General features: G+C 39.8%; 14 protein-coding genes and 1 riboswitch. Of the genes, 13 read left to right on the top strand and 1 reads right to left on the bottom strand.

Annotation, left to right across the window (positions count from 1 at the left end):
• Positions 1 to 196: 196 nt before the first annotated feature.
• Positions 197 to 1,948: an excinuclease ABC subunit UvrC gene (gene uvrC, locus I5J82_RS11495; protein ID WP_233096624.1), complete on the top strand. Its 1,752-nt coding sequence runs from the start codon at positions 197 to 199 to the stop codon at positions 1,946 to 1,948.
• A gap of 65 nt (positions 1,949 to 2,013) precedes the next feature.
• Positions 2,014 to 2,202, top strand: a riboswitch (Lysine riboswitch).
• A gap of 191 nt (positions 2,203 to 2,393) precedes the next feature.
• Positions 2,394 to 3,632 carry an aspartate kinase gene (locus tag I5J82_RS11490; RefSeq protein ID WP_198767959.1) on the top strand — a complete coding sequence of 413 codons (1,239 nt, stop codon included), beginning with the start codon at positions 2,394 to 2,396 and terminating at the stop codon, positions 3,630 to 3,632.
• A 45-nt stretch (positions 3,633 to 3,677) separates the two neighbouring features.
• Here I5J82_RS11490 and I5J82_RS11485 read toward each other — a convergent pair whose 3' ends face one another.
• The gene (locus I5J82_RS11485; protein WP_198767958.1) at positions 3,678 to 4,124 is read right to left on the bottom strand and encodes a YslB family protein; all 447 of its coding nucleotides are present in this window, start codon (positions 4,122 to 4,124) and stop codon (positions 3,678 to 3,680) included.
• A 304-nt stretch (positions 4,125 to 4,428) separates the two neighbouring features.
• On the opposite strand from I5J82_RS11485, the gene I5J82_RS11480 reads away from it, so the two are divergent.
• The 11 genes from I5J82_RS11480 to I5J82_RS11430 all read left to right on the top strand — a co-directional run bounded on the left by I5J82_RS11480 (position 4,429) and on the right by I5J82_RS11430 (position 16,059).
• A complete protein-coding gene (locus I5J82_RS11480; RefSeq protein WP_066396658.1) occupies positions 4,429 to 5,037 on the top strand; it encodes a succinate dehydrogenase cytochrome b558 subunit in 609 nt (202 codons plus the stop codon).
• Positions 5,038 to 5,052: 15 nt separating this feature from the next.
• On the top strand, positions 5,053 to 6,813 hold the full coding sequence (gene sdhA / locus I5J82_RS11475; protein WP_198767957.1) for a succinate dehydrogenase flavoprotein subunit: 1,761 nt from the start codon (positions 5,053 to 5,055) through the stop codon (positions 6,811 to 6,813).
• Positions 6,814 to 6,815: 2 nt separating this feature from the next.
• Positions 6,816 to 7,571: a succinate dehydrogenase iron-sulfur subunit gene (gene sdhB, locus I5J82_RS11470; RefSeq protein WP_198767956.1), complete on the top strand. Its 756-nt coding sequence runs from the start codon at positions 6,816 to 6,818 to the stop codon at positions 7,569 to 7,571.
• Between the two features lie 107 nt (positions 7,572 to 7,678).
• The gene (locus I5J82_RS11465) at positions 7,679 to 8,146 is read left to right on the top strand and encodes an acyl-CoA thioesterase (protein ID WP_198767955.1); all 468 of its coding nucleotides are present in this window, start codon (positions 7,679 to 7,681) and stop codon (positions 8,144 to 8,146) included.
• 155 nt (positions 8,147 to 8,301) lie between these two features.
• Positions 8,302 to 8,526 carry a helix-turn-helix domain-containing protein gene (locus tag I5J82_RS11460; protein WP_066243534.1) on the top strand — a complete coding sequence of 75 codons (225 nt, stop codon included), beginning with the start codon at positions 8,302 to 8,304 and terminating at the stop codon, positions 8,524 to 8,526.
• A gap of 148 nt (positions 8,527 to 8,674) precedes the next feature.
• The gene (gene glcT, locus I5J82_RS11455; protein WP_198767954.1) at positions 8,675 to 9,529 is read left to right on the top strand and encodes a glucose PTS transporter transcription antiterminator GlcT; all 855 of its coding nucleotides are present in this window, start codon (positions 8,675 to 8,677) and stop codon (positions 9,527 to 9,529) included.
• Positions 9,530 to 9,724: 195 nt separating this feature from the next.
• A complete protein-coding gene (gene ptsG, locus I5J82_RS11450; RefSeq protein ID WP_198767953.1) occupies positions 9,725 to 11,797 on the top strand; it encodes a glucose-specific PTS transporter subunit IIBC in 2,073 nt (690 codons plus the stop codon).
• 13 nt (positions 11,798 to 11,810) lie between these two features.
• The gene (locus I5J82_RS11445; RefSeq protein ID WP_191751888.1) at positions 11,811 to 12,077 is read left to right on the top strand and encodes a phosphocarrier protein HPr; all 267 of its coding nucleotides are present in this window, start codon (positions 11,811 to 11,813) and stop codon (positions 12,075 to 12,077) included.
• The gene (gene ptsP, locus I5J82_RS11440) at positions 12,077 to 13,789 is read left to right on the top strand and encodes a phosphoenolpyruvate--protein phosphotransferase (protein WP_198767952.1); all 1,713 of its coding nucleotides are present in this window, start codon (positions 12,077 to 12,079) and stop codon (positions 13,787 to 13,789) included. The genes I5J82_RS11445 and ptsP overlap by 1 nt, the downstream gene beginning before the upstream one ends.
• A gap of 264 nt (positions 13,790 to 14,053) precedes the next feature.
• On the top strand, positions 14,054 to 14,848 hold the full coding sequence (racE, locus tag I5J82_RS11435) for a glutamate racemase (RefSeq protein WP_269819571.1): 795 nt from the start codon (positions 14,054 to 14,056) through the stop codon (positions 14,846 to 14,848).
• A 173-nt stretch (positions 14,849 to 15,021) separates the two neighbouring features.
• Entirely contained in the window at positions 15,022 to 16,059 is a 1,038-nt protein-coding gene (locus I5J82_RS11430) for a GerMN domain-containing protein (RefSeq protein ID WP_137790655.1), read from the top strand.
• Positions 16,060 to 16,116 lie beyond the last annotated feature (57 nt).

Here is a 16,116-nt window from a genome sequence, read left to right as displayed (position 1 = left end):
GTTGTTCGGGCTTTTTTTTATGATTTTTTTCGAACTGATCAATATTTTCTAGGAAATATTGTCGATAAATGAAAATATGTGGTATTAAAATCACGATAGTATTATGAACACGTTGATACATGATATGATAGTAGAAAAGACTGCTAAGAGTGAAGGGGGGAAGAAATTGACCTCTATTTCTGTAAAACAAAAATTAATGTTGCTTCCAGACCAACCGGGCTGCTATCTCATGAAGAATGAGTTCGGGAAAGTTATCTATGTTGGTAAGGCGAAGGTGTTAAAGAATCGTGTGAAGTCTTATTTTTCTGGGACACATGATGGCAAAACTCAAAGACTGGTAAGTGAGATCAGAGATTTTGAATACATTGTAACTTCTACTGAGATGGAAGCATTAGTCCTCGAGATGAATTTAATAAAAAAGCATGACCCTCGTTATAACGTTATGCTTAAAGATGATAAGAGCTATCCATACTTAAAGATCACTGCTGAAAAGCAGCCAAGACTTCTATATATACGGAAGATTAAAAAAGACGGTGGAAAATATTTTGGTCCTTTCGTGAACGCTTATGCTGCCCAAGAAACGAAAAAACTGTTAGATCGCATCTTTCCACTTCGAAAGTGTGACACGATGCCTAAACGTGTGTGTCTGTATTATCATATCGGACAATGTTTAGGACCTTGCGTATATGATGTAACCGAACAAGAAAATAAAAAGATGGTTGACGGCATCGTAAAATTTCTAAACGGCGGTTATCAGGACGTTAAAAATGAGCTATCGGAAAAGATGCTAGAAGCGTCTGAAGCATTGAACTTTGAACGCGCAAAAGAGCTTCGAGATCAGATTCAGCACATCGAAGCTGTTATGGAAAAGCAAAAGATGATGACAGCAGATTTAGTAGATCGAGACGTGTTTGGCTACCATTTTGATAAAGGCTGGATGTGTGTACAGGTCTTCTTCATCAGACAAGGTAAGGTAATCGCTAGAGATATTTCTGTCTTTCCGTTTTATGGCGAGGCGAATGAAGACCTGCTAACCTTTATCGGTCAGTTCTATCTGCAAAAAAATCATCTTCTGCCTAAAGAGATCCTACTTCCACAAGAAGTGGATGCACATCTTGTGTCGGAACTTCTTCAAGTGAAAGTATTGCAACCAAAAAAAGGACAAAAGAAAGAGCTAGTGGAGTTAGCAACCAAAAACGCGTCTTTAGCTCTTCACGAAAAATTTGCTCTGATCGAGCAAGATGAAGCGAGAACGATTAAAGCTGTTGAGAACCTTGGTGAGAGAATTGGAATTGCTGCACCTTATCGTATTGAAGCGTTCGATAACTCGAATATTCATGGAACAGATCCTGTTTCTGCTATGGTTGTTTTTGTTGATGGTAAACCTTATAAAAAGGATTATCGAAAATACAAGATCAAATCTGTAGAAGGACCAGATGATTATGCTTCTATGAAAGAAGTTGTTCGCCGAAGATATACGAGGGTGTTAAGAGAGGAAGGAGAGCTTCCTAATTTAATTCTGATCGATGGCGGAAAAGGGCAGATATCAGCAGCTCAAGATGTGTTAGAAAACGAGCTAAACTTATTTATCCCTGTAGCAGGTCTATCAAAAGATGAAAAACATAGAACCTCACAGCTATGGATTGGCGATCCTCCAGAGATGATACACTTGGCCAGAAACAGTCAGGAATTCTATCTTTTGCAACGAATTCAAGATGAAGTTCATAGGTTTGCGATTTCTTTCCATCGAAAAGTCCGATCTAAAAGTATGTTTGAATCAACATTAGACAGCATTGCTGGCATTGGCGACAAACGTAAAAAGATGCTTCTTCGCCACTTTGGATCGTTAAAGAAGTTAAAAGAAGCTACTGTTGATGAGATTCAAGCAGCAGGTGTGCCTAAACCAGTAGCCGAGCTTATTGAAAAAGCATTTTTATCAAATGAGTAGTTGCAGCCAGTGATTAACTTTGTTAAAATGAATCCAACTTTATAAATATGCCATGCTTCGTATGAAGTGATGGTAGAGGAGCAGGAACCAATAGTAACCCATCTGAAGAGAAGAAGCTCTAGTGATGATGGTGGAAAGGGGATTCTTGCCGAAGTGTAAAAGGACTTCTAGCCTTTTATGCTGGACCTGTATTGAATAAATACAGAGCTGTCACACAAGTCCCCCCAGGGTTTGTGTGGAGGACTATCTCACGAGGGGGAACAAACTTGGCTTGCTACGGATTATAGCAACAATAGGGTTTTTCCTTATTGTTGCTTTTTTGTATTTACTTTCAAAAAAGAAACCTGAAAGTATACGTGCAAACTAAGTAGACGTGGTCTTTTAGCGTCAACAAAGTCTTCAAATAAAAGAGATAGAATCTTACAACAAGAAGGGATTGGAGAATATGGGGAGAATCGTTCAAAAATTTGGCGGAACTAGTGTTGGCTCAGTTGAGCGAATACAAAATGTTGCAAAACGAATCATCCACGAAGTAGATGCAGGAAATGAAGTCGTGGTTGTGGTTTCAGCGATGGGTAAAACAACAGATGAACTTGTAAAGCTCGCGACAAGTATCAGTCATAACCCTTCTAAACGGGAGATGGATATGCTTCTTACGACAGGAGAGCAGATTACGATCGCCCTATTGACGATGGCTCTGCATCAGGAAGGATATAAAGCGCAATCTTTAACAGGATGGCAAGCGGGCATTCAAACAGAAGATGCCTTTTCAAATGCAAGAATACTAGACATCGATTCAAAGCGAATCTCTGACTTATTAAAAGATGGCCATATCGTGGTTGTTGCAGGGTTTCAAGGACTTATACCAGAAACCAAGGATATCGCAACGCTTGGCAGAGGTGGATCAGATACAACAGCCGTTGCGCTAGCGGCAGCTTTAAACGCGGATCGCTGTGACATCTATACCGATGTGACTGGTGTTTATACGACAGATCCCCGTGTAGTGAATTCAGCTAGAAAACTACCTTCGATCTCTTATGATGAGATGTTAGAGATGGCGAACCTCGGTGCGGGTGTTTTACATCCGAGAGCGGTTGAGTTTGCTAAAAACTATAGTATTACCTTAGAAGTAAGGTCAAGCATGAGTGAAGAACGTGGAACATTAGTAGAGGAGGAAGTGTCTATGGAACAAAATTTAATGGTTAGAGGTCTTGCGTTTGAAGGAAACATAACAAAAATTACGGTCTCTTCAGTACCTAATGAAATACACGCTTTAGCTGAACTGTTTACGATTTTGGCTTCTAACGGTATCAATGTAGACATCATCATTCAAAATGTACTTAATGAAGAGAAAACAAATATTTCGTTCTCGATCGAATCAAACTCACTGTCTGCTACACAAGAAGTGCTTGCGGCACATCAAGCAAAATTAGGTTTCGAATCGATCAGTTATGAACAGGGTTTGGCAAAGGTGTCAATCGTTGGTTCAGGTATGATCTCAAATCCTGGCGTAGCCGCTAAAATGTTTAAAGCTCTGTCAGACCAAGAGATTATGATTAAGATGGTCAGCACCTCTGAGATTAAGGTATCAACCGTTGTGAAGCAAGAAGATATGATTAAGTCAATTGAAACGCTGCATGATGTGTTTGAGTTAGATGCTCGTGTTCCCGTTCAGAACACGTAAATCTAATCTTAAACATTGAAAAGCCGGCAATCCGCCGGCTTTTTGTTATTCGATCGTATCTTTTTTATCCCATTGAACAGTAATAAAAACTTTGTTTCGTTTGATAGATTCTAAAGCTTCTGTTGTGCATTTTTTTTGCAGCTGAACCTGTTCAGCGAGGAAGCCTGCTTCTAGGCTGAACGTTTGATGATTAAAGTTTTCCATTCGTTGCACAATCAATTGAGAGTTCAAAGAGAAATTCATCTCTGTTTTTGAAGCTTCGATCATTTCAAGAGTACCCCAGCCAGCTTCAACAAAAAAAGCGTGAACTTCTTCCATCGTATGTAAAGGATATTTTCTAGCCAAGTGTCTTCCTGCCCAATAGAGAATATTTCGTTCTTGTTTGCCAAGAAGTTCAGGCAATAAGTCGCTTCGAAGGATCTCATACCCAAAAGCTGAAACAGAAAGCTGTTCTACAGGGGTGTTTTCATCCTTTGTCTTTTGTTTAAACATTCTGCATCCCTTCTTTCTAATTTTTATTATAACGGGAAAGCGGTTTAAACTCTATAGCAACTATCAGTATTTGTCGAAAATCTTAAACCTCCAAAAGCGTTGGTGTATCAAGAAAATTTACGTATTTAGTTGTTAGCGTTTTCTTGACGGTGTCAAACGATGGGAGTAAAATGGACATGTTGCTAGTTAATTAAGCTAATTGTTTAACACTCATCCTCTAAAAGAGGAAACTTAAAACGCTTACATGTGGAGAGGAACAAAGATTAGCAGCCAGAGAGAGGCTAAATTTGAAGGGGGCAAGAGAATGGCTGGCAGTAGAGATTTTATTAACAGAAGGATTCATTCATTATTAGGAGTAATTCCGATTGGGATTTTTCTCGTACAGCATTTAGTTGTGAACCATTTTGCAACGAGAGATGCTGAAGCATTTAACAAAGCGGCACATTTTATGGAAAGTTTACCGTTTCGTATTTTCCTAGAAACGTTTGTCATCTACTTACCTATTTTGTTTCATGCCGTGTATGGACTTTACATTACGTTTCAAGCTAAAAATAACGTTACCCGCTATGGCTATTTCCGCAACATGATGTTCCTCGTTCAGCGTGTAACAGGCGTTATCACATTAATTTTTATCGCATGGCATGTATGGGAAACACGTGTACAAGCTGCGTTCGGACAAGAAGTGAACTTTGATATGATGGCAGATATTTTAAGCTCTCCATTTATGGTTGCCTTCTACCTTGTAGGTGTTTTATCAGCAGTATTCCATTTTGCTAACGGATTATGGTCGTTCTTTGTCAGCTGGGGCCTTACAGTTTCGCCTCGTTCACAGAAAATATCAACATACGTAACGATGGGTGTATTCGTTGCACTTGCTATTGTTAGCGTAAGAACAATCTTTGCATTCATTTAAAAGGGGTGAGACAAATTGAGTAATCAGAAAATAATTGTTGTTGGCGGAGGTCTCGCCGGTTTAATGGCTACAATCAAAGCAGCTGAAGCTGGTGTTAATGTTGACCTCTTTTCAGTTGTTCCAGTAAAACGTTCGCATTCTGTTTGTGCTCAAGGTGGTATAAACGGTGCTGTAAATACAAAAGGTGAAGGAGATTCCCCGTGGGAGCATTTTGATGACTCAGTATACGGTGGAGACTTCTTGGCAAATCAACCTCCTGTAAAAGCAATGTGTGACGCGGCGCCAGGTATTATTCATCTAATGGACCGTATGGGTGTAATGTTTAACAGAACACCTGAAGGATTACTTGACTTCCGTCGTTTCGGAGGAACACAGCACCATCGTACAGCATTCGCTGGTGCTACAACGGGTCAGCAGTTATTGTATGCACTAGATGAGCAAGTTCGCCGCCACGAGGTAGCAGGTCTTGTTACGAAATATGAAGGATGGGAATTCTTATCTGCTGTAATTGATGACGAAGGTCAATGTCGAGGAATTACCGCTCAAAACTTGAAAACGATGGAGATCGTAAGTTTCCCTGCAGATGCCGTTATTATGGCGACTGGCGGACCTGGTATCATTTTCGGTAAGTCGACGAACTCTGTTATTAACACAGGTGGAGCAGCATCAGCTCTTTATCAGCAAGGTGTTTATTATGCGAACGGTGAGTTCATTCAAATTCACCCGACTGCCATCCCTGGTGATGACAAGCTTCGTTTAATGAGTGAATCAGCACGTGGTGAAGGTGGACGTGTTTGGACATATAAAGACGGAAAGCCTTGGTACTTCCTAGAAGAGAAATATCCAGCATACGGTAACCTTGTTCCTCGTGATATCGCTACACGTGAAATCTTCCATGTGTGTGTTGATCTGAAGCTAGGAATCAATGGCGAGAACATGGTATACCTTGATCTTTCACACAAAGATCCTAAAGAGCTTGATATCAAGCTTGGTGGAATCATTGAGATCTATGAAAAGTTCATGGGTGATGATCCTCGTAAAGTTCCAATGAAGATCTTCCCGGCTGTTCACTATTCTATGGGTGGAATGTGGGTTGATTATGATCAGATGACGAACATTCCTGGTCTCTTCGCAGCTGGTGAGTGTGAATATCAATATCATGGTGCTAATAGATTAGGAGCAAACTCGTTGCTTTCAGCTATTTTTGGTGGTATGGAAGCAGGCCCGTCAGCTGTTAGATACATTAGAGGATTAGAAAAAACAGTTGAGGATGTACCTTCTACTGTATTTGATAACCAAGTGAAAAAAGATCAAGAAGTATACAACAATATTCTATCTATGGATGGAACTGAGAATGCTTATGTAATCCATAAAGAACTTGGAGAATGGATGACAGACAACGTAACGGTTGTACGATACAACGATAAGTTAAAACAAACGGATGAAAAGATCCAAGAATTGATGCAACGTTACAAAAACATCAATATTAACGATACATCCAAGTGGAGCAATCAAGGTGCATCATTTACTCGTCAGCTATGGCACATGCTTCAGCTTGCTCGTGTTATTACGCTCGGGGCCCTTAACCGTGATGAAAGCCGTGGAGCACATTACAAACCAGACTTCCCTGAACGTAATGATGAGCAATGGTTAAAAACAACAAAAGCGAAATTCAATCCAACAACGAACGGACCAGAATTCGAATATGAAGAAGTAGATGTTTCGCTTATCCAGCCACGTAAACGTGACTATTCTAAGAAGAAGGCAGGGGTGTAAGAATGAGCACAAAAATGGTGAAATTCGTCATCTCAAGACAGGATAACCCGGAAACTGCCCCATATTTAGAAGAGTTTGAGATTCCTCATCGTCCAAACATGAACGTAATATCTGCTCTTATGGAAATTCGTAGAAACCCGGTTAACGCGAAAGGGGAAGCTACGACTCCCGTTACTTGGGAGATGGGTTGTTTAGAAGAAGTTTGTGGAGCATGTTCGATGGTAATCAACGGAAAGCCTAGACAATCTTGTACGGCTCTTGTTGATCAGCTAGAACAGCCGATTCGTCTTGAACCAATGAAAACATTTCCGGTTGTCCGTGATTTGGCGATCGATAGAAGTAGAATGTTTGATGCACTTAAACGAGTTAAAGCTTGGATTCCGATCGATGGCACGTACGATCTTGGACCAGGTCCTCGTATGCCTGAAACAAAGCGTCAGTGGGCATATGAACTTTCAAAATGTATGACTTGTGGTGTTTGTTTAGAAGCATGTCCGAACGTAAATTCAAATTCTGATTTTATTGGACCAGCACCTTTATCGCAAGTTCGTCTATTTAACGCTCACCCAACTGGTGAAATGAATAAAGAGGAACGTTTGAACGCAATCATGGATGACGGAGGTCTTGCAGAATGTGGGAACTCTCAAAACTGTGTGCAATCATGTCCTAAAGGTATTCCTTTAACGACATCAATCGCTGCACTTAACCGTGATACAAGCTTCCAAGCATTTAAGAACTTCTTTGGCAGTGATCGTTAAAACGTATAAAACAGAGCTTCTCTCATCAGGGAGAAGCTTTTTTTTAAAAGCGATATTGAAAAAGAGCGATTCACGAAAATTTCTATATAGGAGAGGCGGTAAAAGATTTGGCTAGGCAAGATTACATTTCAGATATGGATGAGTGGCAGAATGGCTTTTCTTTTTATCACGAATTGCAAGTGCGTTTTGGTGAGATCGACGGATTTGGCCACGTGAACAATACGAATATCTTTACTTATATGGAAGAATCACGAATCGCGATGTTTAAGGAATTGGGTTTGATGACTGACTGGGGTGCTCCAGATTCTGAGGAGATTCCAGTTGTTGCAGACCTTCAATGTGATTATTTAGCTCAGATCATGTACGATGAAAAATTAAGAGTATATGTAAAGATAAATGAAGTAGGTTCATCTTCAATTGACATCCATTACTTAGGGATAAACGAGAAGCAGCTTCCTGTATTTACAGGTAGAGGTGCCATCGTACAGATTTCTAGAAAAAATGGACGACCCGTAAAATGGAGTGAAGAGCTAAAGAAACAATTAAAAAGTTTTTCTAAAGAAGCCCATGTATGAAAATGGGCTTTTTTTTATTGTTTATCCGTCATATTCTTCATACTTTTTAAATGAACCAAGTCACTCCCATCTGACTCTTTACATACTATATGTTGACTAAATACTTCCAATATTCGTTGGCGGTTCCTAAACCCTAGCAAGGAGGGGTGAATTCATTGAAAGATAAACACTACCGACCGAAGCCTCTACTTACAAAAAGAGAGAGAGAAGTTTTCGAACTACTAGTTCAAGATAAGACCACAAAAGAAATTGCGGAACAATTATTCATTAGTGAGAAAACAGTTCGTAACCATATTTCAAATACCATGCAAAAGCTTGGGGTTAAAGGACGCTCTCAAGCCGTTGTAGAGTTATTGAGGCTTGGAGAACTCGAGATTTAGTCGGAAAGCGGCTTTCATTGTGAAAGCCGTTTTCAGTTTGGATATGTAGCAGGCAAAAAGTGTAATTGATTTTTCTAACTGTTTTCCGCTATGATGAAAGCTATGATGTTAGTGGTTTATGGCCCTAAATGAAAAAGGTGAAAAATTCATGAATAAAAGCCTGCAAGTAAAAAAAGTTTTGAATAATAATGTAGTTATTGCGATTAATTCTTCTGGTGAGGAAAGAATTGTTATAGGGAAAGGAATCGGCTTTGGCAAGAAACAAGGTGAAGAGATTCTTCCTAAGCAAGTAGACAAGTTATTTGTGTTGAGAGATGAAAACGAACAAGAACAATACAAAACGTTATTAAACTCTATAGATGAAGAGATTGTAGAAGTGATCAATGATGTGATTGTTCACATACGAACTCGATTTGAGTATGAGCTAAACGAACATATTCATGTGGCGTTAACCGATCATATTACATTTGCGATCAAGCGATTAGAACAGAGTATGGATATTAAAAATCCCTTTTTAACAGAAACACAAACACTATACCCTAAAGAATACACGGTGGCTGAAGAGGCCATTGAAATAATCAATAAATCGTTAGGTATTCATCTTCCTGAAGGGGAAATCGGTTTTGTTGCACTACATATTCACAGCGCTATTACGAATAAAAGTGTAACAGATATAAAAAAGCACTCAGAGCTCATTAACACTTTAATGCAGATGATCCAACATTCACTAGACCTTAAAATCGATACGAAAAGCATCAATTATTTGCGTCTTGTCCGTCATTTGAGGCATGCGATAGAACGGGTCTCTATGGGTGATATCATGGAAGAACAAGAAAAGTTAGCAAAAGTGTTGAAAGAAGAATATCCTTTATGCTACAATTTGGCGTGGAAGTTGATTAAGGTTATGCAAAAAACCTTACAAAAACCCGTGCCGCATGCAGAAGCAGTATACTTAACAATGCATTTGCAAAGGCTTTCGCGTTATGACAACGAAGACAAATGATAAAAGAATATAGAACAACTCGTTTTTACGTGTTACTGATTCGATCAGGCATAAGTAAGAAACAAAAGTGTAGCAGATGCTTAATTAGGATATATTAATTCTGATTAGGGATTTACTCATGTTTCTTATTTATGTCTTTTTTTGTTTGATGCGAAAGTAAATGGAAGGGTTATCATAATAAAAGGAGGACTTCCTATGTGGAAAAAACTTTTTGGTGTTCTTCAACGCGTAGGTAAAGCACTTATGCTTCCGGTTGCTATTTTGCCGGCTGCAGGTCTTTTGCTTGCCTTTGGTAATGCGTTTAAAAATCCAGCGTTGATTGAAAGAATACCTGCACTAGACGCAGCATGGTTCCAGCTTGTTGCAGACGTAATGGAGAAATCGGGAGATATTGTTTTTGCCAATTTATCGTTACTGTTTGCCGTTGGTGTTGCCGTAGGTCTTGCAGGCGGTGAAGGTGTAGCAGGATTAGCTGCTATTATCGGTTACTTGATTATGAACGTAACCATGAGCGTTATTGAAGGGGTAACACCTGATATGATCGGAAAAGATCCTTCTTTTGCGAACGTACTAGGTATTCCAACACTTCAGACGGGAGTGTTTGGAGGTATCATCGTCGGTATCTTAGCCTCCTATCTATATAAGAGGTTCTATAACATTGAACTACCTCAATACTTAGGATTCTTTGCTGGTAAGCGCTTTGTACCAATCGTAACAGCAGTTTCTGCTTTAGCACTAGGTATTGTTATGACGTTCATCTGGCCACCTGTTCAGCATGGACTAAATACGTTCTCTGAAAGCATGATTAATTCGAACTTGACGGTTGCAGCGTTTATCTTTGGAGTGATCGAACGTTCATTGATTCCTTTTGGACTTCATCACATCTTCTACTCACCGTTCTGGTTTGAGTTCGGCTCATATAAATCTGCAGCAGAAGGACTTGTTCGTGGTGACCAAGCGATCTTCTTTGCACAATTAAAAGATAACGTTGAACTAACAGCTGGTACTTTTATGACTGGTAAGTTCCCGTTCATGATGTTCGGACTTCCAGCTGCAGCATTGGCGATGTATCACGAGGCACGACCTGAACAAAAGAAAATCGTTGCGGGTATCATGGGTTCTGCTGCGTTGACTTCTTTCTTAACAGGAATCACAGAACCACTTGAGTTCACATTCTTATTTGTTGCTCCAGTATTATTTGGAATTCATGCGATTTTCGCAGGTCTTTCTTTTATGGTTATGCACTTGTTAAATGTTAAAATAGGTATGACTTTCTCTGGTGGTGTAATTGACTACTTATTGTTCGGAGTACTTCCTAACCGTACGGATTGGTGGCTGGTTATTCCTGTAGGTCTTGCCTTTGCAGTAATTTATTACTTTGGTTTCCGTTTTGCGATTCGTAAATGGAACCTTAAGACACCAGGACGAGAAATCGTGGATGATGAAGTTGAAACGAATGTTGGACCGTCCAATAAAGATTCATTAGCAGCGAATATTTTAGAGGGATTAGGCGGAGAGTCCAATATCTCTAACCTTGACGCTTGTATCACTCGACTAAGAGTTTCTGTAAATGATCCAAAGGAAGTAGACAAGGATCGATTGAAAAAACTCGGAGCTTCCGGAGTTCTTGAGATGGGTAATAACATTCAAGCGATCTTTGGAACTCGATCAGATACGATCAAGAGTGAAATTCAAGATATTATCAATGGTAAGACTGTAGCAAAACCAAAGAACGCTGAGAAAACTCCTGAACAAGGAAAAGTTGTAGAAACAAACAATGAAAGTGCTACACCAACTTCATCGATTTCTACAGATGATGATCGTTTTGTTTCTCCGATTAAAGGGAAAATACTTCCGATCACAGAAGTTCCTGACCAAGTTTTCTCAGGAAAAATGATGGGTGATGGATTTGCGATCGAACCAGCAGAAGGCTTGGTGGTTTCACCTGTTAATGGTAAGATAATGAATATCTTCCCGACAAAACATGCTATCGGTATTGAGTCAGATTCAGGCAAAGAAATTCTCATCCACTTTGGTATCGATACAGTGAAACTTAAAGGTGAAGGTTTTGAGAGCTTTGTTTCTGAAGGCGACAGAGTAAAAATCGGCCAAAAGATTTTAAAGGTTGACCTGAACTTTGTTAAAGAAAATGCACCATCCGTAATCACACCGATTGTTTTCACGAATCTTTCGGATGAAACAGTTTCAGTCGAAAAAACAGGAACTGTGGCTATAGAGGAAGAAAATATTATTACATTCAAAAAATAAAGGGGTAATTATCATGGCAGAAAAAACATTCAAAGTAACTAGCGAATCAGGAATTCACGCTCGTCCAGCAACAACTTTAGTTAACCAAGCAGGTCAGTTCAGCTCAGATATTACACTTGACTACAACGGAAAAAGCGTTAACTTAAAATCAATCATGGGCGTAATGAGCCTTGGAATCCAACAAGGATCTTCAATCGTTATCAAAGCTGAAGGTTCAGATGCAGAAGAAGCAATCGCTGCATTAGAAAATGTAATGAAAAAGGAAGGGCTTGGTGAGTAATGTCTGAAAAAATTTCAGGTATTGCAGCATCAGCCGGCATCGCAATCGCAAAAGCGTTTGTTCTTCAAAACCCTGAATTAACAATCGAAAGAAAATCGATTTCAGATTCAGCAAGCGAGATCGAGCGTTTTGAAGCAGCGCTTAAAGTTTCTAAAGAAGAACTTTCTGTTATAAAAGAAAAAGCGAACAAAGAGTTAGGCGAAGATAAGGCAGCGATTTTTGCTGCCCATCTTCTTGTTTTGAGCGATCCAGAACTAGTTGATGCTGTAAAACTAAAGATTGAAAACGAGAAGGTTAATGCCGAAGCAGCAATGGACGATGTTTCATCCATGTTCATCAATATGTTTGAATCCATGGATAACGAATATATGAAAGAGCGTGCTGCAGATATACGCGACGTTTCAAAACGAGTTTTAGCACACTTGTTAAATGTGACGTTTACAACACCTGTAAGCATCACAGAAGAAGTTGTCATCTTAGCAGAAGATTTAACTCCTTCGGACACGGCTCAATTAAACCGTAATTATGTTAAAGGATTTGCAACTGACATTGGTGGGAGAACTTCTCACTCAGCAATCATGTCTCGTTCAATGGAAATTCCTGCAGTAGTAGGAACGAAAACAATTACGGAAAACGTTGAGAACGGCGTAATGGTGATCATCGACGGTCTGGATGGGCACGTAATCGTGAATCCGACTGAAGATGAAATCGCAACATATGAAGAGAAACAAAAACAATATGAAAAGCAAAAAGCGGAATGGGCAAAGCTAGTGAATGAAAAAACATTCTCAAGCGATTCTGTTCAAGTTGAGCTTGCAGCTAATATTGGAACACCAGCTGACGTAAAAGGTGTTCTTGAAAACGGTGCAGAAGGCGTTGGTTTATACCGTACAGAGTTCCTTTACATGGGCCGTGACCAACTTCCTACTGAAGAAGAGCAGTTCAAGGCATATAGTGAAGTTCTCGAAAAGATGGAAGGTAAACCAGTAGTCATCCGTACACTTGATATCGGTGGAGATAAAGAGCTTCCTTATTTAAATCTTCCGAAAGAGTTAAATCCTTTCTTAGGATTCCGTGCGATAAGACTTTGTTTAGAAGAGCAGGAAATATTCCGTACACAGCTTAGAGCACTTCTTCGTGCTAGCCAATATGGGAACTTGAAGATCATGTTCCCGATGATTGCAACACTTGGAGAATTCCGTGCTGCTAAAGAGATCTTATTAGAGGAAAAAGAAAAGCTTGTTGCTGAGGGAATTGAAGTCTCTGAATCCATTGAAGTAGGTATCATGGTAGAGATTCCATCAACAGCCGTAATGGCAGATACTTTTGCTAAAGAAGTTGACTTCTTCAGCATCGGTACAAACGATTTGATTCAATATACGATGGCTGCTGATCGTATGAACGAACAAGTTTCTTACTTGTATCAGCCGTACAATCCAGCGATCTTAAGATTAGTAAAAATGGTTATTGATGCAGCTCACAAAGAAGGTAAGTGGGCTGGTATGTGTGGAGAGATGGCAGGGGATCCGATCGCAATTCCAATTCTTCTTGGCCTTGGCCTTGATGAATTCTCGATGAGTGCTACATCTGTACTTCCTGCTCGTAGTCAGATCCTAGGTCTGTCTAAAGAAAAGATTAGTGCACACATGGATGAAATTTTACAAATGGAAACGATGGAAGACGTTGTGAAGTTTGCAGAAGAAAATTTCTAAAGTAGAAAAAAGACTATGGGGAATTTCCATAGTCTTTTTCTATAGATGTTTGAGTTAATATGGTTGAACACGAGAGTGGTTGATTTTCGCTCCAGGTTGCTAGCTTTGCCATGGGGCGTGCGGTGAGCCTCCTGTCGCTACAGAAGACCGCACAAACTTTAAAACACTACATTAACGAATAGTATTGCAATTTCATAAAAATATTAGCAGAATAGAAAACAGTGATTTAACGCCAGTATGTATATAGAGATGAGGCGATGTTTTTTGAATAGACCCATTGGAGTCATCGATTCAGGAGTGGGAGGTTTAACGGTAGCAAGAGAGATCATGAAGCAGCTACCGAAAGAAGAGATTATTTACTTAGGAGACACGAAAAGGTGTCCGTACGGTCCGAGACCATTTGAAGAGGTTAGGACTTATACGTGGGAAATGATTGATTTTCTTTTAGAACAGGAAATCAAGATGCTCGTTATCGCCTGTAATACGGCTACTGCAGCAGTATTAGAAGAAGCGAAGAGAAAGTTAGACATTCCGGTCTTAGGGGTTATCCATCCTGGTGCCCGTTCCGCTTTAAAAGCTACGAAAAATAATCACGTCGGTGTAATAGGGACAGTCGGGACGATCAATAGTGGTGCTTATAAACAGGCCCTAACGCAGATTCGTAACGATGTAATCGTAGAAAGTTTAGCGTGCCCGTTGTTCGTTCCCCTAGTTGAACAAGGAAAGTTAACAGGTGAAGAGACATTAAGTGCGGTATCAGAAACATTATATCCGCTTAAGGATGTTTCCATCGATACGTTAATCCTGGGATGCACTCATTACCCGCTGTTGAGACCGATTATTCAGCAAGTGATGGGTGAACACATCACGTTAATCTGTTCTGGCGCAGAAACTGCGCGTGAAGTTTCTGTCATCCTCGACCATAGCGGCCTCTTGAATACAGCAGATGCTAAACCGGTGCATCGTTTTTTAGCAACAGCAGAGAGCGGTCATTTTCTACAGATTGCTAACCACTGGTTAGACCGTAAGATTGAAAAAGTAGAATGTATTAAGTTGTAGTTTTAAAAGAGCAAGAGATTAAGGTAACCTCATAATGAGAATATTGAAGTGAAAAGAGTAGAACCCATTTTGGGATTCTGCTCTTTTTATTTTTTGTACAAGTGGTCTAACGGGAGAGGATGGCTCGTATACATAATAGTACAAACCACTTGAGGAGGGAAAGTATGCGCAAAATGATGAAGTCAGGTGCACCGCTTATCATATTATCAGCTTCATTGCTGGTATCAGGTTGCGGACTATGGGGAGAGAAAGCAGGAAATGAGCTTGATCCCCCTAAAGTGAATTACGTGAAAGAAGGTCAGTCACTCGATAAGAAGGATAAAGCAGCGAGTGCAGAGCAAACAAATAAGCGGCAACTGTTTTTATTCGACAGCAACGGGATGGTTGTCCCACAGGTACTGGCTCTTCCAAAGAACGATGAAACTGCTAAACAGGTCCTTCAGTATCTTGTAAAAGATGGCCCTGTGAGCAATCTGCTTCCTAACGGTTTTCAAGCTGTTCTGCCAGCAGATACAGAAGTGTTATCGGTAAATATTAAAAAGGGAACAGCTACAGCAAATTTTTCAAAGGAATTTACAGAGTATAACGCAGCGGATGAAATGAAGATCTTACAAGCTATTACATTTACACTTACTCAGTTTGACAACATAAAGAAAGTTAAAATTCAAATCGCAGGAAAGAACCAAAATTCAATGCCTGTAAATAATACACCAGTGGGTGACGGTGTGAGCCGCGTTGACGGGATAAATCTCGAAAATGGCAGTGTGGCAGATATCACAAATAGTGAACTCGTAACGCTCTATTTCTTGGCACAAACACAGGATCAAACGTATTATGTACCCGTAACACGCAGAGTTGCAAAAGAAGGGACAGATAAAGTAACAGCAACGATCGAACACCTAATTGATGGCCCATCTGCTGAGAGCAGCCTTCTAACAGATTTTAGAACAGATGTAAAATTGTTAAGTACGCCAGTCGTCAAAGATGGTGTAGTTACGCTTAACTTTAATGGAGCATTGCTTGATAACAAAGAAGAGAGCATGATTGCAGATGAAGTGTTAAACTCAATTGTCCTTTCCCTTACAGAGCTTTCTGAAGTGAAAAAAGTAGCGATTAAAGTGGATGGAAAGTCTAAAATATTTAATGAAAAAGGGAAGGAACTCACAGCTCCAGTTTCAAGACCTAAAGAAGTAAATACAGGTGAATTTTAAAATCAAATAGGTTGTGATACAGTAAAGAGGCGAGATATTCGTCTCTTTTTACTTTGT

This window comes from Fictibacillus halophilus (assembly GCF_016401385.1).
Taxonomy (GTDB): Bacteria; Bacillota; Bacilli; order Bacillales; family Fictibacillaceae; genus Fictibacillus; species Fictibacillus halophilus.
The sequence above is the reverse complement of the archived record's forward strand: the minus strand, read 5'-3'. Positions and strand labels throughout refer to the sequence as shown.